Source organism: Phenylobacterium sp. (assembly GCF_031984885.1).
GTDB lineage: Bacteria > Pseudomonadota > Alphaproteobacteria > Caulobacterales > Caulobacteraceae > Phenylobacterium.
The window spans coordinates 72,325-97,568 of sequence record NZ_DAMABV010000005.1; the positions used below are offsets into that span (position 1 = coordinate 72,325).

Consider the following 25,244-nt stretch of genomic DNA (forward strand, 5'->3'; position numbering starts at 1 on the left):
AAGGACATCCGCCATGACGACCGAACGCCGCCCGAACCTCCATCGCCTGTTGCAGGGCGCCGCCCTCGCCGTCCTGGCGAGCCTGGCCGCAGGCTCCGCCGCCGCGGCGACCTGCGAGGACCTGAAGGGCGTGAAGCTCAAGGACGGCGTCGTCGAAAGCGCCGCCCCGACCGCCGCGACCGACTCCATCGCGCTCGGCGGCGCCTTGCCCGGCCTGCCCGCCCCGGCCGCCTTCTGCCGCGTCAAGGTCCGGCTGAAGCCCGCCGCCGGCTCGGACATCGGGGTCGAGGTCTGGCTGCCGGAGAGATCGGCCTGGAACGGCAAGTTCCTCGGCGCCGGCAACGGCGGCTACGGCGGCAGCTTCATGGGGCCGTTCATCATGATGCGGGGCGGCGTCGCCAAGGGCTACGCCGCGGCCGGCACCGACATGGGCCACACCGGCAAGCGCGACACCGACGCCAGTTGGGCCCTGGGCCAGCCCGAGAAGATCAAGGACTTCGGTTACCGCGCGAACCACCTGACCGCCGGCGCCGCCAAGACCCTGATCGCCGCCTATTACGGCGCCGGGCCCAGGCTCTCCTACTTCCACGGCTGCTCGGACGGCGGACGCGAGGCGCTGATGGAGGCGCACCGCTTCCCAGGCGACTATGACGCGATCATCGCCGGCGCCCCGGCCGTCCCCTGGACGAAGCTGATGTCGGCCTTCGCCTGGAACGCCCAGACCATCGCCGCCGGGCCGATTCCGACGGCCAAGCTGGCGGTCGTCCAGAACGCCGTCATGGCCCAATGCGACCAGCTCGACGGCTTGGCGGACGGCGTGCTGGAGAATCCCGCCGCCTGTCGCTTCGATCCCGGCGTCCTGCAATGCAAGGCCGGCGACGCCGCCGATTGCCTGACCCCCGGCGAGCTCGCCTCGCTGCGCCGCATCTATGCCGGCCCCAGCACCCGCGCCGGCGTCTCGATCTATCCGGGCTTCCCGGTCGGCGGCGAGGCGATCCCCGGCGCCTGGGACACCTGGATCACCCAGGCCGACGGCCAGCACGCCAAGTTCTCGACCGAGTTCTTCCGGGCGATGGTGTTCGACGATCCGAACTGGAACCTGTCGGCCTTCGACCTCGAGCGGGACTTCAAGGCGGCCCAGGCCCGCCAGGGCGCGACGCTCGATCCCGGCGATCCCGACCTGCGCGCCTTCAAGGCCCGCGGCGGCAAGCTGATCCTCTATCATGGCTGGGCCGACGCCGCGATCCCGGCCCAGAGCACGATCGACTACTACAAGGCGCTGGAGGCCAAGACCGGCGGCGACTTCGTGCGGCTGTTCATGCTGCCCGGCATGTCCCACTGCCTGGGCGGACCTGGCCCCAACGTCTTCGACGCCCTGGGAACCCTGGACGCCTGGCGCGCCGGCGGTCCGGCCCCGGAGCAGGTGATCGCCACAAAGTTCGACAACGACCTGTTCGGCTTCCTGGGCTTCCCGGCCACGCCGGTGCGCACGCGGCCGATCTGCGCCTATCCCCAGGTCGCCCGCTGGGACGGCAAGGGCTCGACCGACGACGCAGGCGCCTTCGCCTGCGTCGCGGCCAGGTAGCCGGCCTCAGCCGCCGGCCAGTTGCGCCTTACGCTCGCGGCGGCGGCGGGTCAGGATGTGCTCGGTGTAGCCGTTCGGCTGCACGCGGCCGTCGAACACCAGCTCCAGCGCCGCCTGGTAGGCGATGCTGGCGGCCGGGTCGGGGCTCATCGCCTGATAGGCGCCGTCGTCGGCGTTCTGGGCGTCGACCACCTTGGCCATGCGGGCGAAGGTCTCGCGCACCTGCGCCTCGGTGCAGACCCCGTGGTGCAGCCAGTTGGCGATGTGCTGGCTGGAGATCCGCAGGGTGGCGCGGTCCTCCATCAGGCCGACGTCGTGGATGTCCGGCACCTTCGAGCAGCCGACGCCCTGGTCGATCCAGCGCACCACGTAGCCGAGGATGCCCTGGGCGTTGTTGTCCAGCTCCTGCTGGATGTCGGCGGCGTTCCAGTTCGACCTGGCCAGCGGCGGGGTCAGCAGGTCGTCCGTGCCCGTCTTCGTCGCCGCCTGGAGCATCGAGGCCTGCAGGGCCGAAACGTCGACCTCGTGATAGTGCAGCGCGTGCAGCACGGCGGCGGTCGGCGAGGGCACCCAGGCGGTGTTGGCCCCGGCCTTCGGGTGGCCGACCTTGGCGGCCAGCATGGCCTGCATCTGGTCGGGCGCCGCCCACATGCCCTTGCCGATCTGCGCACGGCCCGGGAAGCCGGCGGCCAGGGCGATCTCGACGTTGCGCTTCTCGTAGGCGGCCAGCCACGGCTCGGCCTTCATGGCGTCTTTGCGGACCATGGGGCCAGCTTCCATGGCGGTGTGGATCTCGTCGCCGGTGCGGTCCAGGAAGCCGGTGTTGATGAACACGATCCGCTCGCGCGCCGCATGGATGCAGGCGCCGAGATTGGCGCTGGTGCGGCGCTCCTCGTCCATGATCCCCAGCTTCACGGTGTTGCGGGCCAGGCCCAGCGCGTCCTCGACCAGGTCGAACAGCCGAACGGCCAGCGCCACCTCGTCGGGGCCGTGCATCTTCGGCTTCACGACATAGACCGAGCCGGCCGGGCTGTTGCGGCGCGCGCCGGTCAGGTCGTGCTTGGCGGCCGCGACGGTGACCAGGGCGTCGACCACGGTCTCGAACACCGGCTCGCCGTTGAAGCGCACCACGTCGGTCAGCATGTGGTGGCCGACATTGCGCACCAGCATCAGGCTGCGCCCGCGCAGGGTCAGCTCGCCGCCCGCCGCTGCGTTGTAGCGGCGGTCCTCGTCCAGCCGGCGGGTCTCGGTCTTGCCGCCCTTGGCGAAGCTGGCCGCGAGGTCGCCGCGCATCAGGCCCAGCCAGTTGCGGTAGACGCCCGTCTTGTCCTCGGCGTCGACGGCGGCGACCGAGTCCTCGCAGTCCTGGATAGCGGTCAGCGCCGCCTCGACCAGCACGTCGGCCACGCCGGCCGGGTCGTCCTTGCCGATGTTGTGGCTGCGGTCGACCTGGATCTCCAGGTGCAGGCGGTTATGGGCGAGCAGCACGCCCTCGGGCGCCTGCGCCTCCCCGCGCCAGCCGACGAACTGGGCCGGATCGGCCAGGCCGACGCTCTGGCCGTCCTTCAGGGTCACCACCAGTTGCTGGCCGCTCACGGCGTACGAGGTCGCATCCGCATGCGAACCGGCGCTCAGCGGCGCCACGCGGTCCAGCAGCGCGCGGGCATAGGCGATCACCTTGCCGCCGCGCGCCGGGTCATAGCCCTTGGTCCCGGTCGGCGGCTCCAGCGCGTCGGTGCCGTAGAGCGCGTCGTAGAGGCTGCCCCACCGCGCGTTGGCGGCGTTGAGCGCATAGCGGCCGTTCGAGACCGGCACCACCAGTTGCGGCCCGGCGATCGAGGCGATCTCCGGATCGACGTTCTGGGTGGCGATCTGGAAGGCCGGCGGTTCGGGCAGCAGATAGCCGATCTGCTGCAGGAAGGCGGTCTCCTCGGCCACGTCCAGCGGCTTGCCGCGGCGCTCGCGCCACCAGGCGTCGATCTGGGCCTGGAGGTCGTCGCGGCGGCGCAGCAACTCGGCGTTGCGCGGGGTGAAGTCGGCGAGGATCTGTTCCAGCGCGGCCCAGAAGGCCTCGGGCGCTACACCCGTGCCGGGGAGCAGTTCGCCTTCCACGAAGGCGTGCAGCATCTCGTCGACGGTAAGGGATTTGCTGATGTTCATGCGCGACCGAGTCCCCAACTAAGGCGTCCTTGCTCTTCGCCGCACTGCAGCGAACCGGACCATTCCGGCGCTTTACTGCACGGAAGCGCGCCGGTTTGAAGCGTTTTGTGCGCGAGGGGTGACGCTTTGGCGCGCCGAAGGCAGATTTTGCCTTGAGGACCTTAGCTGTCGGAGAAGCCGAACGGGGCGCTGGTGCGGCGGATGTCGTCGGCCAGGATCTGCCGGCCGATCGGCGGGGCCGACCTGGCGGTGCATTCGGTGCGGTGGCACAGGCGGCAGGTCACCCCGATCGGGGTCGCGCTCTCCGGGCCCGGCCGGTCCTGGGTGTAGATCAGCCGGTGGGCGTGCTCGGCCGCGCAGCCCAGCGCGATCGCCCGCTCGACCCGCGGGGTGCCGAACGCCCCGCCGCCGGCCGTGACGGTCCGGGAAATGGAGAAGAACCGCTCGCCGTCGGGCAGCTCCAGCCACTGGGTGACGATCTCGCGCGGGGTCCTGAACGCCTGGTGCACCGACCACAGCGGACAGCCGCCGCCGTGCCGCGCGAACGGGAAGCCCGCCCCGTCCAGCCGCTTGGAGACGTTGCCGGCCGGATCGACGCGGATGAAGAAGAACGGCACCCGCTCGTGCCCCGGCTTCTGCAGGGTCGTCAGCCGGTGGGCGGTCTGCTCGAAGCTGGCCCCGAACTGCCGGCCCAGCGCCTCGACGTCGTAGCGCCGCGCCTCCACCGCCTTGGCGAAGGCGGTGTAGGGCATCAGGATCGCGGCGGCCGCATAGCTGGCCAGCGCCCGCCGGGTCAGCCGCTCGCCGCTCTCGCTGGCGAAGCTGCCCTCGCCGGCGACGGCGTCGATGTCCTCGCGCATCTCCAGATAGGCCAGTTGCAGCGCCAGTTGGAACACCTGGCTGGCGGTGTCGAGCGAGTCGTCGACCAGCAGTTCCTTGCGGTGCCAGTCCAGCCGCCGGATCGAGCCGACCATGAAGCTGGAGGGGATGCGCCGGACGCGCAGGTTGTGGCGGGCCTTCAGATAGGCCGCGATGCTGTCGTGGGCGCCGACCGCCTGGGCCAGCCGTTCGGCCGCGTCGTCGAGGACGGGAAACGAATTGCGCCGCGCCGCCAGGAACCGCCGCGACTCCGCCACCGGGTCGGCGGCGTCCGGGCCCTGGGCGGCGTCGCCCGCCGGCCCTTCGGCGCTGCGGTCGGCCAGGGCGAGCTGCTCCTCCTTGTAGGCGGTGTAGAGCCGCAGCAGCGCCTCGGTGATCCCCGGAAAGTTCGTCGTGACGTCGGTGCTTTCCAGCGTCGGCAGGTCGATGTCACCGAACATCGGGTCCTTCAGCACCGCCTGCAGCCGCGCCGCGTCGTCGGAGCCGCCGTCCCCGGCCAGGGCGGCCATGTCCATCTTGTAGGTCTGCGACAGCCGCAGCAGCATCTCGGCGCTGAGCGGCCGGTGGTTGCGCTCCAGCAGCGCGATATAGGACGGCGAGACCTCCAGGTCGGCGGCCATGTCGGCCTGGGTCAGGCCATGGTCGCGACGCAGGCGGCGCAGGCTCGGCCCCACATAGAGGCGGCGTTCGGCCGGCATTTCTTGACTCCGGATTTTGTAGAGTCATTACAGCATTACAGAAGTCGGCCGTAAAGTTTTACATCTGCACCTCGCGGCGACTCCACAGGCCGCGCCCCGCGCCCTAGGTGACCGTCCAACACCGGGTCGAGTTCCCCGGGCTGAGCGGAAGAGGCACATGTCCTACCAAGACCACATCATCCAGATGAGCCAGCTCATCAACAGCAAGAACGGCGCCTGGGACGGCATCAACGCCGAGTCCGTCGCCCGCATGCGTATCCAGAACCGCTTCAAGACCGGCCTGGAAATCGCGCGCTACAACGCCGCGATCATGCGCAAGGACATGGCGGCCTATGACCTCGACGCGGGCAAGTACACCCAGTCGCTGGGCTGCTGGCACGGCTTCATCGGCCAGCAGAAGCTGATCTCGATCAAGAAGCACTTCGGCAACACCGACCGCCGCTACCTCTACCTGTCGGGCTGGATGGTCGCCGCGCTGCGCTCGGAATTCGGTCCGCTGCCGGACCAGTCGATGCACGAGAAGACCTCGGTCCCGGCCCTGATCGAAGAGCTCTACACCTTCCTGCGCCAGGCTGACGCCCGCGAGCTGGGCGGCATCTTCCGCGACCTCGACGCCGCGCGCGCCGCCGGCGACAAGAAGCGCGAGCAGGAACTGCTGGACGCGGTCGACAACTACCAGACCCACGTGGTCCCGGTGATCGCCGACATCGACGCCGGCTTCGGCAACGCCGAGGCGACCTACCTGCTGGCCAAGAAGATGATCGAGGCGGGCGCCTGCGCCCTGCAGATCGAAAACCAGGTCTCGGACGAAAAGCAGTGCGGCCACCAGGACGGCAAGGTCACCGTCCCGCATGAAGACTTCCTGCAGAAGGTCCGCGCCTGCCGCTACGCCTTCCTCGAGCTGGGCGTCGAAGACGGCGTCATCGTCACCCGCACCGACTCGCTGGGCGCCGGCCTGACCAAGCAGATCGCCGTCAGCCACACCCCGGGCGACCTGGGCGACCAGTACAACAGCTTCCTGGATTGCGAAGAGATCGCCCCCGCCGACCTGAAGAACGGCGACGTGATCATCAACCGCGAAGGCAAGCTGCTGCGTCCGAAGCGCCTGCCCAGCAACCTGTTCCAGTTCCGCGAAGGCACCGGCGAAGACCGCTGCGTCCTGGACTCGATCACCTCGCTGCAGAACGGCGCCGACCTGTTGTGGATCGAAACCGAGAAGCCGCACGTCGAGCAGATCGCCGGCATGATGGACCGCATCCGCGCCGTCATCCCGAACGCCAAGCTGGTCTACAACAACAGCCCGTCCTTCAACTGGACCCTGAACTTCCGTCAGCAGGTGTACGACGCCTGGAAGGCGGCCGGTAAGGACGTCTCGTCCTATGACCGCGCGGGCCTGATGAGCGTGGACTACGACGCCACCGAACTGGCGGCCGAGGCCGACGAACGCATCCGCACCTTCCAGGCGGACGGCGCCAAGCGGGCCGGCATCTTCCACCACCTGATCACCCTGCCGACCTACCACACCGCGGCCCTGTCGACCGACAACCTGGCCAAGGAATACTTCGGGTCGCAAGGCATGCTGGGCTACGTGAAGGGCGTCCAGCGCCAGGAAATCCGCCAGGGCATCGCCTGCGTGAAGCACCAGAACATGTCCGGCTCGGACATCGGTGACGATCACAAGGAATACTTCGCCGGCGAAGCCGCGCTGAAGGCCGGCGGCGCCCACAACACGATGAACCAGTTCGCGTAAGCCGACGGTCCATCGACTGTAACGACCAGGGAACGGCCCGGAGTTCGCGCTCCGGGCCGTTCTTTCATTTCGGCGCGCGCATGCGAACTTCACTCTCAGCTAAGGCATTTGGCTGTTAATCTGCGCGGAAACCGCCGCCGGCGCTGGGGAATGAGCTCCGATGTCCAGGATCAGACGCATCGCGCGCAAGGCCAAGGCCCGGCTCACCGCCGCCGGCCGTCGCGCGCTCGGCCGCCCCTCGGGCCCGGCCATCCTGATGTACCACCGCGTCAACGAGCCCGGCTTCGACCCCTGGGAGCTGGCGGTCACGCCCGCCCACTTCGACGACCAGTTGGCCTGGCTCAAGCGCCATCGCACGGTGCTGCCCCTGGTGGAGTTCGCCGAGCGCCACCGGCAGGATCGCCTGCCGCATGACGCGGTCGCCATCACCTTCGACGACGGCTACGCCTGCAACGGCCTGAACGCGGCGCCGCTCCTGGCCTCGCACGGCCTGCCCGCGACCGTCTTCCTGACCACCGGCGCCATCTCCGCCAGCCACGAATTCTGGTGGGACGACCTGGAGCGGATCGTGGTCGGCACGCCCAGCACGGTCATCGACCTGGAGATCGAGGGCCGGCCCCTCGCCTTCGATCTTGGCCCGGTCGGCTCGACCACCGCGCCGGCCGCCGCGCGCCAGAGCGCCTATACCGAACTCTGGAAGGCGATGCGCCTGCTCGATCCCGTCGTGCGGCGCGGCCTGCTCGGCGATCTCGCCCGTCGCCATGGCATGGCCGAGGCCGCCCGGCCCACCCATCGCAGCATGACCACCGAAGAAGTCCGCACCCTGGTCGACGGCGGCGTGATCTCGTTCGGCGCGCACTCGGTCAACCACCCGGCCCTGAGCGAGCTCAGCCGCGAAGACCAGCAGGCCGAGATCGTCACCAGCCGCGAGGCCTGCGCCGCCCTCCTCGGCGCGGCGCCGACCACCTTCGCCTATCCGTTCGGCGACTACAGCGACGTGACCGTCGATGTCGTGCGCGAGGCCGGGTTCGCCGTGGCCGTCACCACCGACGCCGATGTGGTGCGCAAGGACGCCAACCGCCTGCGCTTGCCCCGCCTGCAGGTCGGCGACTGGTCGGGGCGCCGACTGGGCGCGGCGCTCTGCGGCTGAGCCGCGATCAGGCGCGGCGCGCGCGGATGGTGATCGTCACCGGATAGCCGTCGTCGACCACGTCGAGCTTGCCCTTGCTCACTTCCTCATGCGCCAGGCCTTGCAGGAAGGCCGTGGCGGAGAAGGCGTTGCCGAAGGTCTCGACCTCGACGTTCTCGGGCCCGAACACCTCCCCGAACAGCCGCTTGGCCGACAGCGCGGTCAGCGACCAGTACCAGGTGGTTCCCCACTCGTCCTCAGCCACCGGGCTGATGCCCGGCACGGTCACCAGGGCGACGCCGCCGCCCGGCTTCAGGCCGCGCCAGATCCCCTCGACCGCGGCCTTCATGTCGTAGATCAGGTGCAGGGTCTGGGTCAGGACGATGCAGTCCAGCCCGCCCTCCGGCAGCACGCCCGGTTCCGACAGGTCGCCGACGATCGTCGCCTCGGGGTTGCCGGCCTTGACGTGCAGCACCTCCTGGCGCGTCACCTGCGCGCCGCCGAATTGGCGGCAATAGCTCGCATCGCCGATCTCCAGCGCCCGGCCGCTGATGTCCGCGGCGTTCCGGCGAAGGAAGTTCTCGATGTAGTATCGATCGATCGGCGTGCCCCGATCATAGCCGAACCTGCGGCTGACGGGCTCCGTCGTCAGAAACCTGAGGAACAGTCCCGCGCCGAAACGGCGATCAAATTTGCCCAGCAAGGCACGACGGCGGCGGCTGTCCAACAACACAGCGATCCTCAAAAAGTGACGGGAAGCAATAAACCAACGCAAAGCAGCAATTGACGATTGCGCTTCAACATTAACACTCCCTAAGCATCGGTCATGCTCCAAGCGTTGGCAACTGGTGTCTTGATGCAGGCGCCCAGCTCGGCCAAAGCTCGGCGACCGCAAAGGAGTTCGTAACGGCATGGCGAACGGCGCCGCAGTCCAGAACAGCGAGCCTGCCTCCCCGCACGTGCTTCGGGAGACGGTGGTGCGCCCGACGCGCGGCTGGCGCTCGCTGAATCTCGGCGAGCTCCTGCTCTATCGCGACCTCATAGCCTTCCTCGTCTGGCGTGACCTCAAGGTCCGCTACCAGCAGACGGTGCTGGGCGGGGCCTGGGCGATCATCCAGCCGCTGGCGACCATGATCGCCTTCACCTTCGTGTTCGGGAAGCTGGCCAAGCTTCCGTCCGACGGCGTCCCCTATCCGCTCTTCAGCTTCACGGCGCTGGTGATCTGGACCTATTTCAGCCAGTCGATATCGGGCGCCGTCGGCAGCCTGATCGGCAACACCCAACTGATCGAGAAGGTCTATTTCCCGCGCCTGATCCTGCCGATCGCCGCGGCGGTGCGCGGCCTGGCCGACCTGGCCATCGCCTTCGGCTTCCTGCTCCTGGTGCTGGCCTTCTACGGCGTCTGGCCGACCTGGAAGGCGGTGTTCGTCATCCCCTTCACCCTGCTGGCCGTCATCGCCACCCTGGGCATCGGATCGGGCCTGGCGGCGATCAACGTGCGCTTCCGCGACGTGCGTCAGATGATGCCCCTGCTCGTCCAGCTCTGGATGTTCGCGACGCCGGTGGCCTATCCGGCCAGCATGGCCCCGGCCCAATGGCGCCCGCTGCTGGGCCTCAACCCCATGGCCGGGGTCGTCGAGGGCTACCGTTGGGCGCTGCTGGGCACCGGTCCGTTCCCCTTCGCCCTGGTCGCCATCTCCACCGCCAGCGCCCTGGTCCTGCTGGTCATCGGTTTCTTCGTGTTCCGAAGGATCGAAAGCAGCTTCGCGGACATCATATGAAGAACGAACGGCCATGGGCGATCAAGGTCGACGACGTCACCAAGCGCTATCGCCTGGGCGGCGCGGGGCCTTCGAACCTGCGCCAGACCATCGCCCAGGGGGTCGAGCGCCTTCCCCAGATGCTGCGCGGCGAGCGCCCCCCGCGGCCTGAGGACTTCTGGGCGCTCCAGGGCGTCTCCTTCGAGGTGACGCGGGGCGAGATCGTCGGCGTCATCGGCAAGAACGGGGCCGGCAAGAGCACCCTGCTGAAGATCCTTTCGCAGATCACCGAACCCACCAGCGGCGAGATCCGTTTCCGCGGCCATGTGGGCTCGCTGCTGGAAGTCGGCACCGGTTTCCACCCCGAGCTCTCGGGCCGCGACAACATCTTCCTGAACGGCGCCATCCTGGGCATGAGGCGCCAGCAGATCGCCCAGCGCTTCGACGAGATCGTCGAGTTCGCCGAGGTCGCCGCCTTCATCGACACCCCGGTCAAGCGCTACTCCAGCGGCATGTACACGCGCCTGGCCTTCGCGGTCGCCGCGCACCTGGAGACCGACATCCTGCTGATCGACGAGGTGCTGGCGGTCGGCGACGTCGGCTTCCAGCAGAAGTGCCTGGCCCGCATGGGCGAGATGGCCCACGACGGCCGGACCGTGCTATTCGTCAGCCACAACATCGCCGCCATCCAGTCGCTGTGCCCGCGCTCGATCCTGCTCCAGGGCGGCAAGGTGACCGCCGACGGCCGCACCCACGATGTCCTGTCGGCCTACCTGCGCGCGGGCGCCGACGGCCCCTCCGGCATGCGCCGCTGGGATCCGGACAAGGCGCCGGTCGGCGGATCGGCCAGGCTGCTGGCCGTACAGGCCCTGTCGTTCAGCGAAGAGCGCTCGCGGCTGATCGACGTCAACACGCCCTTCAGGATCGCCTTCGACTACGAGTGGACCGGCGGCCCGCAGCGCCTGCGCTTCGACATGCGCCTGACCAACCGCGACGGCGTCATCGTCTTCGACGTCAGCAGCCACCAGTCGCTCTGGGCCCAGACGCCCGGCCGCCGGCGGATAAGCTGCCACATCCCGGGCGAGCTGTTGAACGCCGGCGAATATCGGCTGCACCTCACCCTGCGCCAGGACGACGAGGAGGTGCTCGACCTGCACGACGTACTGGTCTTCGAGCTGCTGGACAGCGACCGTGATCGCCAGGGCTGGTACGGCGAGTGGGAGGGCGTCCTGCGGCCGCACTTCGAATGGCGGGGCGAAGCCATGCCCCTTGAAGTCATCTGACCCCGCGCATGACCGGGAAGGCGACCCGCGTGTCCGATACGCCGCAGACCCCGATCGGCGCCGGCGTCGCCACGCCGGGCGTCAGCCATCGTCATCTCGCCGACGGACCCGAGCCGGACGACGGCGCGTGGATGACCGTGTTCTGGAGCGAGGGCCTGCCCGTCGGCCATGTCTTCACCGGCGGCGACGGCGTGGTCCGCCGCGTGCCCCCGGCGCCCCGGCCGCGCGTCGCCCGCCCGCCCGCCCAGGACCGGGCGCTTCCCACCGCCAGCGTCGTCATCTGCACGCGTGACCGCCCCGACGAGCTGCGCCGCTGCCTCTCGTCCCTGCCCAGCCAGACCCTGCAGCCGCTGGAGGTCATCGTCGTCGACAACGCCTCGACGAGCGACGTGACCCGCCTCAACGCCCTGGCGGCGAACGCGGTCTATGTCCGCGAGGACCGGCCCGGCCTGGACTATGCGCGCAACACCGGCGCGGCGAAGGCCCGCGGCGAGATCGTCGTCTATACGGACGACGACGTCCTGCTCCATCCGGCCTGGCTCGAGAACATCGTGGCCGCGTTCGATGCGCCGCGGATCGGCGCCGTCACCGGCCTGGTCCTGCCGGCCGTGCTGGAGACCCCGGCGCAGCACCACTTCGAGACCTTCTGGAGCTTCGCGCGCGGCTACGAGCGCAAGGAGTTCACGCCCGAGGCCTTCCGGGCCCGGCGCGAGACCTTCCCGGCCTGGGAGATCGGCGCCGGCGCCAGCATGGCGTTCCGCCGCGAGGTCTTCGACAAGGTCGGCGGCTTCGACGAGCGGCTGGATGTCGGACGGGCCGGCTGCTCGGGCGATTCCGAATACTGGTACCGCTTGCTGGCCAACGACTACGCCTGCCGCTACGAGCCCACCGCCGTCGCCTTTCACTACCACCGGGCCTCGGACGAGGGCCTGGCGAGCCAGTTGTTCCACTACATGCGCGGCCACGCTGCGGCGCTGCTGGTGCAGTTCGAACGCACCAGACGCATCGCCAATCTGCGCCGCGCCCTCCTGGGCCTGCCGCTCTGGTACGGCCGCCGACTGCTGAAGCGCGCCTACCCGCGCGACCGCTTCCTGGGCCGCGAGATCCGCGGCTTCGTCTCGGGCCTCGGCTACTACCTCACCGGCCCCTGGCGCGGCTGAACGTCCTGGCGCCCGACCAGTTGGCGGGCCTTGCGCCTCGCCGCTCGCCGGGTCCGCACCGCGAAGTCCCCGGCGCGCCGCGCGGCGATGGCGATGCGATCGCCAGGTCCCAGCGGCCAGGCCGGATCGTCATAGGGCGCGAAGGCCATCCGGAACGCGCGGGCCAGTGACGGGGTCATCCGCCCGCTGGCCTGCGCATGCTCGGCCGCCCAGCGCAGGAACGCGATCCGCGCCGCGTGCGGGCGATAGCGCTCGTAGTCGCCGGCCTGCGTGGCCTTGGTCGAGGTCGACTCCGGATGCTGGCGATAGCGCGATTGGACCTGGTCGGTGACATAGACCGGGTGGCGCAACAGCAGCTTGGCCCACAGGCTCTGATCTTCGTAGAGCTCGAACGCCTCCTCGAAGCCGCCGACCTCCTCGATCGCCGAGCGGCGGATCATCACCGCGCAGGTGCACGGCACATCGCCGCGCTGCCCCAGCAGCACCCGCTTCAGCAGTTCGGGCGCCGGGTGCACGCGGCCGGCGAAGGGGCGCATGTTCTCGGTCCAGGTCCGCGGGGCCTCGCCCTCCCACCACCAAAGGGTCGGCCCATAGACCCAGGCCGCCTGCGGCGCGCGATCGAACATCGAAAGCTCGAAGCTGAGCTTGGTGGGTTCGAACAGGTCGTCGGCGTCGAGGAACACGATGAACCGGCCGCGCGCCTGCGCCATGCCGCGGTTGCGGGCCGCCGCCGCGCCGCGCCGGTCCGGGTCGGGCGCCAGCACCTTGATCCGGGGATCGGCTGCGGCCGCGGCTGCGGCCATGGCCGGGCTGGCGTCGGTCGAGCCGTCGTCGACCAGCAGCAGCTCCCAATCCTCGAAGGTCTGGGCGCGCACCGAGGCGATCGCCTCCTCCAGATAGACCTCGGCGTTCAGGAACGGCGTGATCACCGACACTTCGGCCATCAGCGGCGCACCTTGCGAAGCACGCGGCGGGCGAAGCCCTTGGCCCGCGAAAGCCGCAGGTCCGCGATCGTCCTGCGCACGGCCCGCTGGGCCTCCGGGTCGGCGCGCCGGTTGGCGAGATAGCGCGAGAGCCAGGTCAGGTAGCGCAGCCGCGCGCGATCGTCGGCGCCCGCCGCCGCCGAGGTCGCAGTCGCGCTGGTCGGGTGCTGGCGATACTTGAACCAGACTGCATCGGCCACATAGGTCGGCGCCGCCAGCAGCGCCTTGGCGTAGAACACCTGGTCCTCGAACATGCCCTTGAAGGCGGCCTCGAACCCGCCGACCTCGTCGACGAGCGACTTGCGCAGCAGCGAACCGCTGGAGGTCGGGGTCTGGTAGACGTTCTTCAACTGCAGGTGGAATAGGTGCGGCGGCCGATAGATCTGGTCGGGCTCCACGCCCAGGTCGTAGACGAAGTCCTGCTCGACCGCGTCGGGACGCCAATCGTGCCAGATCAGGGCCCGGCCATAGACCATCCCGGCGCTGGGCTCGCGCTCCAGGATCGCCACCTGGTCGGCCAGCTTGCCCGGAACCCAGACGTCGTCGGCGTCGAGGAAGGCGACGAGGTCTCCCTGCGCATGGGCGAGCCCCAGGTTCCGGGTCGCGCTCATGCCGCGATTGGCCCCCTCGGGATGCCGCAACAGCCTGACCCGGCCCGGGTGGGCCTCGACATAGGCCGCAGAGATCTCGCGGCTGGCGTCGGTCGACCCGTCGTCCACGATCAGCAGCTCGAAGTCGGTGAAGGTCTGGCCCAGCACGCTGTCGATCGCTTCCGCCAGGTAGGTCTCACCGTTGAAGACAATGATGATGACGCTGACCCTAGGCGGGGCCATTCGGACCTCCCGCCCGTTGGGTCAGGCGGCGGCGAAGCGCCGATCGCGCCGCGCCGGCCATCTGCCGCGCATGGCCGATCGCCATCCGCATGGCGCTGGCCGGCAGGGCGCGGGGCGCGATCTTGGTGATGCCGACCGCCTGGCCCAGCAGCGGCATGATCGCCGCCGCCCGACGGTTGGCCAGCAGGGTCGTCAGCCAGGTGTCGGCATAGAACCGGATCCAGCGCGCCTCGCCCTCGCGCACGGCGGCGCGCCATTCGGGCCGCTCGTCGGCCGCGCTGCGATAGCGCCTCAGCACGCCGAGCACCGAACGCAGCATCATCGCCGAGTCCCGGGACATGTTCCCGTCGTGTTGCCAGTACTCGGCCATCATGTCCGGCCGCGCGGCGATGGCGTAGTCCCGCGCCATCCGCAGATAGACGTCGTAGTCCTCGCACGCCCTCAGCGTCGGATCGAAGGCGCCGGCCGCCTCCAGCCGGTCGCGGCGGTACATGACCGTCGCGTGCATGCCGATGCAGTTGCAGCGCAGGAAGGTGGCGAACGGGTCCTCGCCCGGCGGGAACGGCGTGGCGTTGGTGATCTCGCGCGTCACCGCGTCGACATAGCAGTACGAGCCATAGACCATGCCGCAGTCGGGATGCTCTGCGAACAGCTCCAGTTGCTTGGCCAGGGCGTCGGGCAGCAGTTGGTCGTCGGCGTCCAGGAACACCAGGTACTGGCTCGACGAGGCCCGCATGCCGGTGTTGCGCGCCGCCGCCAGGCCCTGGTTCTCCTGCCGGATCAGCTTCACCGACGGATAGAGCGCCGTCACCGCCGCCGGGTCGTCCCTGGAGCCGTCGTCGACGACGATCACTTCCCGCGGCGGCGGGGTCTGCTTCAGCGAACTCTCGATCGCCGCGGCCAGGTAGTGCGCGTGGTTATAGGTCGGAATGATTACCGCTACGCTGGAAGTCATCGCCCCGCCCTGCCTTTCGCCGAAACGACCGGATAGCCTGCGTATTCGAGCCACGCGATGGATCGACGCAAGCCTTCGTCGAACGATACGACGGGAGCATAACCCAGTTCCACCTCAGCGCGAATCCATGGAATCTGGACCGCGCCGGTCTGCAGCAAGGCGCGCTCCAGCGAGACGGCCGGTTCCGTGGATCGTCCTCCCGACGACACGCCGGATCTGGCGCGATAGGCGTTCAGTCCAGCGCCGACGCCGACGCGGACCGGACGGGGCAGCAGACGGGCCAGCGCTTTCACCGGGGCCGCGCGCCGCAGAGCCTGCAGGCGCGAGGGCGCCGCCTCGCCGACGGCGGCCGAGGCCGGACGATCAGGCAACTGATCCAGCGACCTCCCCAGCGCCTCGGTAATCGGGCCGTAGAGATCGCGCCAGGACGGCTGCTCGCGGTCGCCGACCAGATAGACCCGGCCGTCGGCCCGCTCGGAGACGGCGGCCAGCATGACGGCGTGCACCAGGTTGTCGACATAGATGGAGTTGCAGGCGCCCCTCGCGCCGTCCACCACATAGGCCTGCCCCGACAGCAGCTCGTCGGCCCAGCCCCCGACCCACTGCGAGCGCGGCCCGAAGACGATCCCCGGCCGCAGGACCACGGTCTCGACGCGCCCGGCCAGCCGCAGGCGCGCCAGCGCCTGTTCGGCCCTGACCTTGGCGTTGTTGTAGGCCATCGGCTGGCGGTCGCTGAGCGGGCTGTCCTCGTTCACCCCGGCCGCCGGCGCCTGGCCATGCACCGAGGCGCTGCTCAGATAGACCAGCCGCCTGACCCCGGCGTCCTGCGCGGCCTGATAGACCGGCTCCACCGTTCCGACGATCGTCTCGGGATCGCCCGCCACCGCGACGACCAGGACGTCGCAGTCCTGCAGCGCCAGGGCCAGCCCCGGCCGATCGGCGGCGTCGGCGACCCTGACGTCGAGGTCGAAACGGCGCGGCAGCGCCGCCGCCGCCGCGCGCCGCACGATGGGCCGCACCTGCGCGGCGCCCGACAGATGCAGCATCTCGACGATGCGATTTCCGACGAAGCCGTTGGCTCCGAGCACAGCCACCCGCATCATGCGATCTGCTCATTGACGAGCCAGGGCTCAGACAGCGGCGCCCTGCGCGCATAGCAGAGATCGATCAGCCGCAGCGCGCCGACGCCGGGGTCCAGGGGCGAGCCCTCGGCGTCCGCCCGTCCGATCCCTTCGAGCGCCAGACGCAACTGGTTGGTGAAGGCGCCCTGGAAGTCAGCCGCCGGTCCGCCGCCGGTCTCCTCCAGGAGAAGGGTGCTGGTGAACGGCGCCCCGTCGAGGATCAGCTCCAGCCGATCGGTCTCGTAGGACGTCCACACGATCCGCCCCGCCGCGCCCTGGAACACGAACCGGTTGGGCCGCGACCAGTCGCGGCTGAAGCGCACCTTCGCGGCCACGTCGCCGAACGCCAGCCGCGCCTGGGCGTTGACCTCGACTCCGCCCTGGGCGTCGTCCTGGTAAGCGACCAGTTCGGGCTCGCCCAGCCAGCCGATCAGCAGGTCGAACACATGCGGGCCAAGGTCGCGCAGCACCCCGCCGCCGCTCTCGGCGCGGCTGAAATAGGCCGGCGAACTGACCGGCCAGTCGAACGGGCCGCCTTCGAAGACCTCGACGCTGGCCAGCGGGCCGATCACGCCGCGTTCCAGCAGGTCGGCGATCGCCCGCACCGCCGGAAACTGACGCCTCACCAGGCCCTCGGTCAGCGGCCGGCGGGCGGCGTGGGCGGCGGCGATCATCGTCGCGGCCTCTTCGGCCGACATGGCGAGCGGCTTCTCGCAATGGACCGCGACGCCCTTGGCCAGCGCCTCGGCCGCCTGCCCCGCATGCCAGCGAGGCGGCGAGGCGACCAGGATCAGCTCGGGCCCGGCGGCCAGCAGTTCTGCATAGCTGCGGCAGGCCTGCGCCCCGGGCAGCCGCCCGCAGATCGAGGCCAGCGCTGCGTGGTCGGGATCGAAGGCGGCGACCAGTTGCCCGCGCCCCTCCGCCTGCAGCGCCTGAAGCGCAGGGACATAGTAGCGCTCGCTGACCGCGCCACACCCCGACAGTCCGATGCGGATCATGCGGCGTCCGCGCTGCCGGCGTTGAGATTGAGGGTGAACGCGATCTTCGCGGCCCGGCGCAGCACGGTGGGGCTGGAGCTCATCTTGATCGCTTCCATCAGGTGCGCCTGCATGCCTCGCAGATCGCCGGACCGCGCCAGTTGGCGCGCATTGTTGAGGGCGGTGTCGGCATAGGTCAACCGGGCCCGGCGCACGATGGCGCGCGCCTTCTGCGGCGGCAGATAGTCGGCGAAGATCTCGATGGCCCGGCGCGTGTAGCCCAGTTCCTCGGCCATCCGGTAGTGACGCCCGGTGTTGGATTCCTGGTGCATGCGATAGCCCGCCAGCACCGAGGGCTCGTACCAGACCGGATAGTGCGCGGCGATGCGCACCCACATCTCCCAGTCCTCCGAACAGGCGAGCCGCGGGTCGAACCCGCCCAGCTTCTCATAGGCCTCGCGCCGCACGGCGATCGACGGGGTCATGATCCGTTGCTCTTCGGCCAGCCGCTCCACGCCGCCGGCCAACACCCCGGGCGACGGCTGCTCGGGCTCCGGGATGGAGATTTCACGGCTCTGGACGTTGATGAACCGATGCCGGCAGAACGCGGCTCCGACCTCGGGCGCGGCCTCGAACCCGGCCTGCAGGGCGGCGTAGAAACCCCGCTCGACCCGGTCGTCGCCGTGAAGCAGATGGACATAGCGCCCCCGCGCCCTGTTCAGGCAGGTGGCGAAATTGCGGATATGCCCGACGTTCTGCGGCTGGCGGTGAAAGACGACCCGGTCGCCCGCCACCGCGCGAACCACCGCCTCGGGATCGTCGGACGAACCGTCGTCGACCACCTCGATCTGCATCTCGCCGGGGCCCGGAGCCTGGTCGAGCACGCTTTGCAGGGTCTCGCCCAGCAGGCGCGCGCAGTTGTAGGTCGGGATCATCACCGACCAGGTCGGCCGCGGCAGGCCGTCTGTGACCGGCGCGATCTGCGCCCGCTGTTCCAGGGGGCGGCTCATCGGCGTTCCCCCGCCAGCCATGCGTTCCGCGCCGCACGCAGGAACCTGCGCACGCCCAGTTGGCTCACGCCTCCCGCCCGCAACGCCCTGCGCAGGCAGTCGCGGGCCATCCCGATCTCGCCGCGCTGGGCGTAGACCTCGGCCCAGTCGAAGAAGTAGCGGCTCGCCCCCGCACTCGCCGCGCGGCGCTGGCTGGGGGGCACGACCGCCCGCATGCGCCGATAGAAACCCTCGGTGCGATCGAGCTTCTCGCCGCCCGGCAGCGACGAGAACATCCCGCCGGCGTGCAGGCGGTAGCCGCCGACCGGCTCGTCGACGAACGCGATCGGCCCCTTCGCGGCGCAAAGGATGTAGAGCGGCCAGTCGGTGATCGGGAAGAAGTCGGCATACCACGCCCCGAGGTCGCTCAGCGCCTCGCGGCGCAGCATCCCCGCGCAGGTCGCGAACGGATTGCCGTCCCACAGGTCGTCGCGGCCCGAGACCGCCTTCTGCTCGGCCGGCGTCCAACGCCTGGACGGCGCGCCCATCCCGTCGTCGATCAAGGCGTTGTGAAACACCGCCGCCAGCGCCGGGTCGGCGTCCAGCATGTCGGCCTGGCGCTGAATCTTGCCCGGGTCGGTCCAGTAGTCGTCGCCGTCCAGCAGGCAGATATAGCGTCCCCGCGCCGCCCGGATCGCGCGGGCGACCACCTCGTTGGAGCGCAGGTTTTCCGGAGACGCCAGCACGCGGATCTGCGGATGCCGCTCAAGATAGCCTGCCAGAATCGTGGGCGTGGCGTCCGTCGAACAGTCCTCGCTGACGATCAACTCGACCGTCTTGTCGGTGTTCTGCGCGAGAACTCCGTCAAGTGATTTCGCAATATAATCTGCGTGGTTATAGGTAATTAAGAGAACACTTACGTCGACGCGCTCCGAGGCTTCACCGTCAGAGGACAACTGCAGCGACAATTTTGCCCGTTCGCATACCATCAGTATCTCGCGTGACGCTCGCCCCTGGACCCCGCCCCCATCGACAACTTAAAGATGCCGCGCCCGAGGCGGGAGTTTCCGAATTTAGGCCACGAAATGTTAAAAGTGTGTCCGCATCGCGTCCGTAACGACGAAACCTGCCGCCGCCCCGGGCACGATCAGGACGCGCGCAGATTTCCCGAAACAAAGAAACGTCCGGACAATCACACCCACTTGTGACGAGGTGATATCTACCTCGACTGTAAGACCTCAGAAACCCCGCGCCGTTAAGGTGTGCATTCGCTGGAATTTCTCCAAAATGGGGAATGGCGTTTTTTCCTGATGTATCAGATCGTAAATCGACTAGTGTACAGTCTATAAGTCTCGGATTAATGCGTATCTCTGGCCTAGCCTGACTTAAGGAAGCCGACTGTTCCGACTGGCGGGGCGTCGAAGCGGACCTTTTTGGGCGACGCTCAGATCTACCGTTCACAACTGGGGGTGAATGTGGGAAAGGCAGTGCTCGTTGCTGGTGGGTGTGGATTCCTTGGTTCGCACCTTGTCGATCGCCTGCTGCTGCGGTCCGACGTCGACCGGATTCTGGTGGTCGACAACCTATGGACCGGCACGCGCGACAACCTGAAGCACATCTCCGATCCGCGGCTGCACATCGAGGTCAGCCCGGCCGAGAGCTTCGCGACGTCCGAGCGCTTCGACGAGATCATCCATCTCGCCTCGCCGGCCTCGCCGCCGTGGTACATGCGCGACCCGGTGGGCGTCATCCAGGCCAATCTCGGCGGGGCGCTGAACCTGCGGAACCTGCTGGCCAAGGGCGGCCGCTTCTGCTTCGCCTCGACCTCCGAGGTCTACGGCGACCCGCTGATCTCCCCGCAGCCCGAAAGCTACCGCGGCTCGGTCGACTGCACTGGCCCGCGCTCGTCCTACGACGAGAGCAAGCGGTGCACCGAATCCCTGCTGTTCGAGTGCAAGCGCGTCTACGGCACGGACATCCGCATCGTGCGCCTGTTCAACGTCTACGGACCGCGGACCCGCATCGACGATGGCCGCGCGGTGTCGAACTTCCTGGGCCAGGCCCTGACCACCGGCAAACTCACCGTCTATGGCGATGGCCTGCAGTCGCGTAGCTGGGGCTATGTCGACGACATCATCGACGCGCTGGAGCGGTTCTTCTGGCGCGACAACATCTCCTTCGGCGGCCCGCTGAACGTCGGCAACGACCGCGAGATCTCCGTGCTGGAGGTCGCCGAATACATCACCAAGCTGGTGCCCGGCACGTCGATCGAGTTCATGCCGCCGGTGCCGCAGGACCCGACCAACCGCCGTCCCGACCTGACGCGGATGAACCAGATCCTGCCGGGCTGGTCGGCCGACATCCCGTACGAAGACGGGATTCGCCGCACGCTCGACTGGTTCAAGGTGCAGATCGGCAAGCAGACGACTCCAGCCCTCGCGCCGGCGCCGCTGTTCATGGGGCCTAGCTAGCGGGACGCCCCACCATGCGCGGATCGTACGCCGCATCGAGCGCAGCGAGGTTCTTGAACCGTTGAAGCCTGCGCCTCGAATCCCAAACCGTGTCGACTTCGGTCTCGGAGTAGGCGTCGAAATGGCGTGGATCGACGCCATGTTCCGCCGCCGCGCCCGTTCGGCTGAGATAGACCAACCCCAGCCGCACCTGCTCAGCCAGCTTGAGCGGCGCGCCCGCGGCGTCGCGGGCGAACGCCTGGCCGACCGCGCTCAGCGCCTCCCCGACCTTGCCGCGCCGGATGCGGTTGCGGGCGTACTCGGCATGGAAGGTCGCCATCCGGCGCCGCGCCAGTTCTCGCCCCGCAGCATCCAGGTCGGGCCAGAGGACCTCGTACATGTGGATGTGCGAGCGGATCATCCGCCCGGCGTCCCCGGTCATGGCGCCCTCGGTGCGCCGATATCCGGTCAGATAGGCCGGAACGCAGGCGAACTGGTGCTTGAGCGCGATCTGGAGCTGGAGCAGGTAGTCCTCGCACCCCTGGTTGCCCGCCGCGTTCAGCGCGGAATCGAACCGGATGTCGCCCAGGGCGCTGCGCCGGATCAGCGGCGTGCTGCCGTTGGACACGAAGTTCCAGTCCAGATGCCGGTAGAGCACCCAGCCCTCCACGATCGGCGTGGCCGACGGGTCGACGACGCGGCCGCTGGTGTCGATCCGGCGATACCAGTTGTAGACCAGGCCCAGGGTCGAGGGCCCCTTGTGGAAGCGCTCGAGCTGACGGCGCAGCTTGTCGGGATGCCACAGGTCGTCGGCGTCCAGCAGCGCGATGTAGTCGCCGCGCGCCGCATCGATGCCCGTGTTGCGCGCCGCCGCCACCCCGCCGTTCGGCTTGGAGATGACCCGCACCCGGGCGTCCTCGGCGGCGAACGCCTCGGCCATCTGCCGCGTCGCGTCCTTCGAGCCGTCATCGACCACGATGACCTCGAGTTCGGCATGCGTCTGCCGCAGCACCGAGCGCATCGTTTCGTCGAGCGTCGGTACGGCGTTGTAGGCGGGAACGACGACGGAGATCAGGTCAGACATCAGCCAACTTCGCGGTGAAAACGTGCAAACTTCGAACTACACTATTCAAATACCTTCGGCCGTCCACGGCCTAGGGCCGATGTGTCGCTGATCGGGAGTCATTGTGCGTATCGCCTTTGTCTCGCTCGGTAGTCCCTTCAACCGCTCCTCCTGGAGCGGGATACCCTACTATGCGCTGCGCGAGCTGCGGCGACGCTTCAACGATCTGACGGTCATCGACACCCCCCGGATCGACGAAGGCCTGCGCTACGCCTCCAGCCTCGCCGCGGTCGGCGTGCTGGTCTCGCGCGAGCCGGTCGTGACCCGGGCCTTCGCACGCTGGCTGGACAAGCAGTTGACCGACGCCGACGCCGACGTCGTCGTCTCGATCGGGGCGGCGCACAAGGTCGCCTATATCGACCCCAAGTGGCCCGTGATCCATGTGGCCGACGCGCTGTTCGGCCCGCTGGTGGACTATTACCCGAAGTACCGGCTGCTCAACGGGCGCAGCCGGCGGATCGGCAACGCGCTGCAGAAGCACCTGATCAACCGCAACCAGCCGATCCTGCTCACCTCCGACTGGGCCGCGCGCTCGGCGGCGGAATATTACGACGTCCCGCCCAGCCGCTTCGGCGTCGCGCCGCTGGGCGCCAACTTCGACATCGAACCGGCCGCCTATGAGCGCACCGAGCAGGGCGACAAGCTGAAACTCCTGTTCGTGGGCTACGACTGGCCCCGCAAGGGCGGCGCGCTGGTGCTGAAGGTGTTCAAGCAGTTGCGCCGCCACATCGCCGACGCCGAACTCCACATCGTCGGCTGCAAGCCCTCGGAAAGCTTCGGGGTCGAGGGCGTCGTCCACCACGGCCACCTCAGCAAGACCGACCCCGAGCAGGCGGCGCTGCTGGAAAGCCTGTTCCGGGAATCCTCCTTCCTGTTCATGCCGAGCCAGCAGGAGGCCTTCGGCCTCGTCTATTGCGAGGCCTGCGCTTTCGGCCTGCCCTCGATCGCCCGCGACACCGGCGGCGTCAGCGCCATCATCCAGCACGGAACCAACGGGCTGCTGTTCGCCTCCGAGGCCGACGTCGACGCCTATGTGGAAGGAATCCGCGAGATCTGGTCCGACGGCCCGCGATACCTGGAGATGACCCGCGCCGCGCGGGCCGCGTTCGAGGACCGGCTTCGCTGGCACGTCTGGGGCGCGACGGTCGAGGCCGAGCTCCGATCCCTGGGGAGAAAAGCCAATGGCGAGTGACGCCGGACGCCACAAGCCCACCATCCTCGTCACCGGGGGCGCGGGATACATCGGCAGCCACGCCGTGCTGGAGCTGCTGGACGACGGCTATCCGACGGTCGTGATCGACAACCTGGTCACCGGCTTTCGATGGGCGGTCGACCCCCGCGCGCACTTCGTCCAGGGCGCGGTCGAAGACGACGCCCTGGTCCGCAAGACGATCCGCGAGCATGGCGTCGGCGGCGTGCTGCACTTCGCCGGATCGACGGTCGCCCCGGAGTCGGTGATCGATCCGCTCAAATACTACCGCAACAACACCGCCGCGAGCCGCTCGCTGCTGGAAAGCGTCATCGGCGAGGGCGTCCGCCACTTCGTGTTTTCGTCCACCGCCGCCGTCTACGGGATCACCGAGGACGGCCCCGTCTCCGAACGCGACCGCGTGGAGCCGGAGACGCCCTATGGCCGCTCCAAGCTGATGACCGAGCGGATGCTGGCCGACGTCGCCGCCGCGCATGACGAGTTCAACTACTGCGCCCTGCGCTATTTCAACGTCGCGGGCGCCGACGCCCTGGGCCGGGCCGGGCCCTCCGGCATCGGCGCGACCCACCTGATGAAGGCCGCCGTCGAGGTCGCCGTGGGCAAGCGCGAGGCCCTGACCATCCACGGCGACGACTTCGCGACCCCCGACGGCACCGGGGTCCGCGACTACATCCACGTCAGCGACCTGGCCCGGGTCCACCTGCTGGCCCTGGAGCGCCTGCTGGCCGATCCCGGCCGGAGCCACGTCCTCAACTGCGGCTATGGCCGCGGGCATTCGGTGCTGGAGGTCGTGACCGCCGTCAGCGAGGTCGCGGGGCGCCCGATTCCGTACATCGTCGGCGGCCGGCGGCCCGGCGACCTCGGCTCGGTCATCGCCGACAACCAGCGCATCAAGTCCGAGTTCGCCTGGCGGCCGCGCTACGACGAACTCGCCGTCATCGTCGCCGACGCGCTGCGCTGGGAGCAGGAACTGGTCCGGCGCCGGGCCTGAGCATGACCCAGGCCGCCCCCCCCCAGCCCGAGCGCCTGCTGCAGGTCGGGATCCTGCGGCTTCGCGAGCATTTCCTGCATCACGCCGAACTGATCTTCCGGCAGATGCTGGCCGAAGCGCCCGGCCACCCTCATGCCCAGCGGTTCCTGGGGGTCACCCTGTTCAAGCTCGGCCGCCGCGACGAGGGCCTGGACCTCCTGCGCCAGGCCGCCGCCGATCCGCAGGCGCCGCCGCCGGCCTGGGGCGACCTGGCCGCCGCCCTCCATCGCATGGGCGCCGAGCAGGAGGCCGCGGAGGCCTACGGCCACGCCCTGCAGGGGCCGCCCACCCCGCCCCCGGCCGACATCGCCTTCGCCACCGAGCGGGCGGTCCACGAGTTCAAGCTCGCCGACTATCCCTACCGTGCGAGCGTGCGCTACGGCGGCGGGCGCCCGCCCCACCCGCAACTGTTCGCGCTGATCGAGGCCGGCCGCGAGACCTATGCCGAGCAGCTCGCCGGCGTCGCCGAGATCCAGGCCGACTTCGCCGACATCCCCTGGGGCGGCCACTACGACACCCTCACCCCGTTCTGGCTGAACGGCTGGTTTCCGCCGCTGGACGGCATGATCCTGACGAACATGCTGCGGCGCCTGAACCCCAGCCGCTTCGTCGAGGTCGGGTCGGGCGTCTCGACCAAGTTCGCCCGCCGCGCGGTGACGCGCTATGGCCTGCGCACCAAGCTGATCTCGATCGATCCCCAGCCGCGCAACGAGATCGACGCCCTCTGCGACCAGATCCTGCGCAAGCCGCTGGAGAACTGCGACCCGGCGATGTTCGACGTCCTCGAACCCGGCGACATCTTCTTCCTCGACTCCTCGCACCGCGCCTTCCAGGGCTCGGACGTCACCGCCTTCTTCCTCGACATCCTGCCGCGGCTGAAGCCCGGCGTGATCGTCCAGATCCACGACGTCTACCTGCCCGAGGACTATATCGGCGGCCACGTCGCGCGGCTCTGGAACGAGCAGTATCTCCTGGCCGCCGCCCTGCTGTTCGGCGGCGGGTCCTTCGACATCCTCTTCCCCTGCTGGTTCGCGGGCCAGGACGCCGCGCTCGCGGGCCGGGCGGCCGAGCTGTTCCACGGCGGCCCGCTGGAGGGCCTGAACCTCTACGGCGCCTCGTTCTGGATGCGTAAAACCTAGCTGGGCGCTTCCCACGATTGCCAGGCCAGG

At 69.2% G+C, this 25,244-nt stretch carries 21 protein-coding genes; 10 read left to right on the top strand and 11 right to left on the bottom strand.

The genetic code is table 11. From position 1 onward, the window contains the following. Positions 1–13: 13 nt before the first annotated feature. A complete protein-coding gene (locus RTL41_RS09360; RefSeq protein WP_312163625.1) occupies positions 14–1,585 on the top strand; it encodes a tannase/feruloyl esterase family alpha/beta hydrolase in 1,572 nt (523 codons plus the stop codon). A gap of 6 nt (positions 1,586–1,591) precedes the next feature. Here the strand turns inward: RTL41_RS09360 and RTL41_RS09365 are convergent, their stop codons facing one another. After that, positions 1,592–3,745: a malate synthase G gene (locus RTL41_RS09365; RefSeq protein ID WP_312163627.1), complete on the bottom strand. Its 2,154-nt coding sequence runs from the start codon at positions 3,743–3,745 to the stop codon at positions 1,592–1,594. A gap of 161 nt (positions 3,746–3,906) precedes the next feature. After that, entirely contained in the window at positions 3,907–5,322 is a 1,416-nt protein-coding gene (locus tag RTL41_RS09370) for a short-chain fatty acyl-CoA regulator family protein (protein WP_312163629.1), read from the bottom strand. Between the two features lie 157 nt (positions 5,323–5,479). On the opposite strand from RTL41_RS09370, the gene RTL41_RS09375 reads away from it, so the two are divergent. Next, entirely contained in the window at positions 5,480–7,072 is a 1,593-nt protein-coding gene (locus RTL41_RS09375; RefSeq protein ID WP_312163631.1) for an isocitrate lyase, read from the top strand. Between the two features lie 160 nt (positions 7,073–7,232). Further along, complete coding sequence (locus RTL41_RS09380) at positions 7,233–8,222, top strand: polysaccharide deacetylase family protein (RefSeq protein WP_312163633.1); 990 nt, start codon at positions 7,233–7,235, stop codon at positions 8,220–8,222. A 7-nt stretch (positions 8,223–8,229) separates the two neighbouring features. Here the strand turns inward: RTL41_RS09380 and RTL41_RS09385 are convergent, their stop codons facing one another. Continuing rightward, on the bottom strand, positions 8,230–8,931 hold the full coding sequence (locus tag RTL41_RS09385) for a methyltransferase domain-containing protein (protein WP_312163635.1): 702 nt from the start codon (positions 8,929–8,931) through the stop codon (positions 8,230–8,232). Between the two features lie 181 nt (positions 8,932–9,112). Here RTL41_RS09385 and RTL41_RS09390 point away from each other — a divergent pair, with 181 nt between their 5' ends. The 3 genes from RTL41_RS09390 to RTL41_RS09400 are packed head-to-tail and all read left to right on the top strand — an operon-like array spanning position 9,113 to position 12,404. Then, positions 9,113–9,982 carry an ABC transporter permease gene (locus RTL41_RS09390; protein WP_312163636.1) on the top strand — a complete coding sequence of 290 codons (870 nt, stop codon included), beginning with the start codon at positions 9,113–9,115 and terminating at the stop codon, positions 9,980–9,982. Further along, positions 9,979–11,244 (top strand): ABC transporter ATP-binding protein, encoded by a 1,266-nt coding sequence (locus RTL41_RS09395; protein ID WP_312163638.1) that lies wholly within the window; start codon positions 9,979–9,981, stop codon positions 11,242–11,244. Before RTL41_RS09390 ends, RTL41_RS09395 begins: the two co-directional genes overlap by 4 nt. Positions 11,245–11,273: 29 nt before the next feature. Next, on the top strand, positions 11,274–12,404 hold the full coding sequence (locus tag RTL41_RS09400; RefSeq protein WP_312163641.1) for a glycosyltransferase: 1,131 nt from the start codon (positions 11,274–11,276) through the stop codon (positions 12,402–12,404). Here the strand turns inward: RTL41_RS09400 and RTL41_RS09405 are convergent. From RTL41_RS09405 to RTL41_RS09435, 7 genes are read right to left on the bottom strand one after another with little or no spacing between them, the layout of a single operon-like run. After that, the gene (locus RTL41_RS09405) at positions 12,377–13,348 is read right to left on the bottom strand and encodes a glycosyltransferase (RefSeq protein ID WP_312163643.1); all 972 of its coding nucleotides are present in this window, start codon (positions 13,346–13,348) and stop codon (positions 12,377–12,379) included. The genes RTL41_RS09400 and RTL41_RS09405 overlap by 28 nt on opposite strands. Further along, complete coding sequence (locus tag RTL41_RS09410; RefSeq protein ID WP_312163645.1) at positions 13,348–14,220, bottom strand: glycosyltransferase family A protein; 873 nt, start codon at positions 14,218–14,220, stop codon at positions 13,348–13,350. Before RTL41_RS09410 ends, RTL41_RS09405 begins: the two co-directional genes overlap by 1 nt. After that, the gene (locus RTL41_RS09415) at positions 14,207–15,175 is read right to left on the bottom strand and encodes a glycosyltransferase family A protein (protein ID WP_312163647.1); all 969 of its coding nucleotides are present in this window, start codon (positions 15,173–15,175) and stop codon (positions 14,207–14,209) included. The genes RTL41_RS09410 and RTL41_RS09415 overlap by 14 nt, the downstream gene beginning before the upstream one ends. After that, positions 15,172–16,278, bottom strand: a complete 1,107-nt coding sequence (locus RTL41_RS09420; protein ID WP_312163649.1) for an NAD-dependent epimerase/dehydratase family protein — start codon at positions 16,276–16,278, stop codon at positions 15,172–15,174. Before RTL41_RS09420 ends, RTL41_RS09415 begins: the two co-directional genes overlap by 4 nt. After that, positions 16,275–17,294 (bottom strand): Gfo/Idh/MocA family oxidoreductase, encoded by a 1,020-nt coding sequence (locus tag RTL41_RS09425; protein WP_312163651.1) that lies wholly within the window; start codon positions 17,292–17,294, stop codon positions 16,275–16,277. The genes RTL41_RS09420 and RTL41_RS09425 overlap by 4 nt, the downstream gene beginning before the upstream one ends. Beyond that, entirely contained in the window at positions 17,291–18,283 is a 993-nt protein-coding gene (locus RTL41_RS09430; protein ID WP_312163653.1) for a glycosyltransferase, read from the bottom strand. The genes RTL41_RS09425 and RTL41_RS09430 overlap by 4 nt, the downstream gene beginning before the upstream one ends. Then, positions 18,280–19,251 carry a glycosyltransferase gene (locus RTL41_RS09435; protein WP_312163655.1) on the bottom strand — a complete coding sequence of 324 codons (972 nt, stop codon included), beginning with the start codon at positions 19,249–19,251 and terminating at the stop codon, positions 18,280–18,282. Before RTL41_RS09435 ends, RTL41_RS09430 begins: the two co-directional genes overlap by 4 nt. Positions 19,252–19,749: 498 nt before the next feature. Here RTL41_RS09435 and RTL41_RS09440 point away from each other — a divergent pair, with 498 nt between their 5' ends. Then, on the top strand, positions 19,750–20,733 hold the full coding sequence (locus RTL41_RS09440) for an NAD-dependent epimerase/dehydratase family protein (RefSeq protein ID WP_312163658.1): 984 nt from the start codon (positions 19,750–19,752) through the stop codon (positions 20,731–20,733). Here the strand turns inward: RTL41_RS09440 and RTL41_RS09445 are convergent. Then, positions 20,726–21,796, bottom strand: coding sequence for a glycosyltransferase family 2 protein (locus RTL41_RS09445; protein ID WP_312163660.1), 1,071 nt, complete (start codon positions 21,794–21,796; stop codon positions 20,726–20,728). The genes RTL41_RS09440 and RTL41_RS09445 overlap by 8 nt on opposite strands. 103 nt (positions 21,797–21,899) lie before the next feature. Between RTL41_RS09445 and RTL41_RS09450 the strand changes: the two genes are divergently transcribed. Genes RTL41_RS09450 through RTL41_RS09460 form a run of 3 tightly spaced genes read left to right on the top strand, consistent with a single transcriptional unit; the run spans position 21,900 to position 25,214 of the window. Continuing rightward, positions 21,900–23,027 (top strand): glycosyltransferase family 4 protein, encoded by a 1,128-nt coding sequence (locus RTL41_RS09450; RefSeq protein WP_312163662.1) that lies wholly within the window; start codon positions 21,900–21,902, stop codon positions 23,025–23,027. Further along, positions 23,017–24,036: a UDP-glucose 4-epimerase GalE gene (gene galE / locus RTL41_RS09455; RefSeq protein WP_312163664.1), complete on the top strand. Its 1,020-nt coding sequence runs from the start codon at positions 23,017–23,019 to the stop codon at positions 24,034–24,036. Before RTL41_RS09450 ends, galE begins: the two co-directional genes overlap by 11 nt. A gap of 2 nt (positions 24,037–24,038) precedes the next feature. Further along, positions 24,039–25,214: a class I SAM-dependent methyltransferase gene (locus RTL41_RS09460; RefSeq protein ID WP_312163666.1), complete on the top strand. Its 1,176-nt coding sequence runs from the start codon at positions 24,039–24,041 to the stop codon at positions 25,212–25,214. Positions 25,215–25,244: the final 30 nt, after the last annotated feature.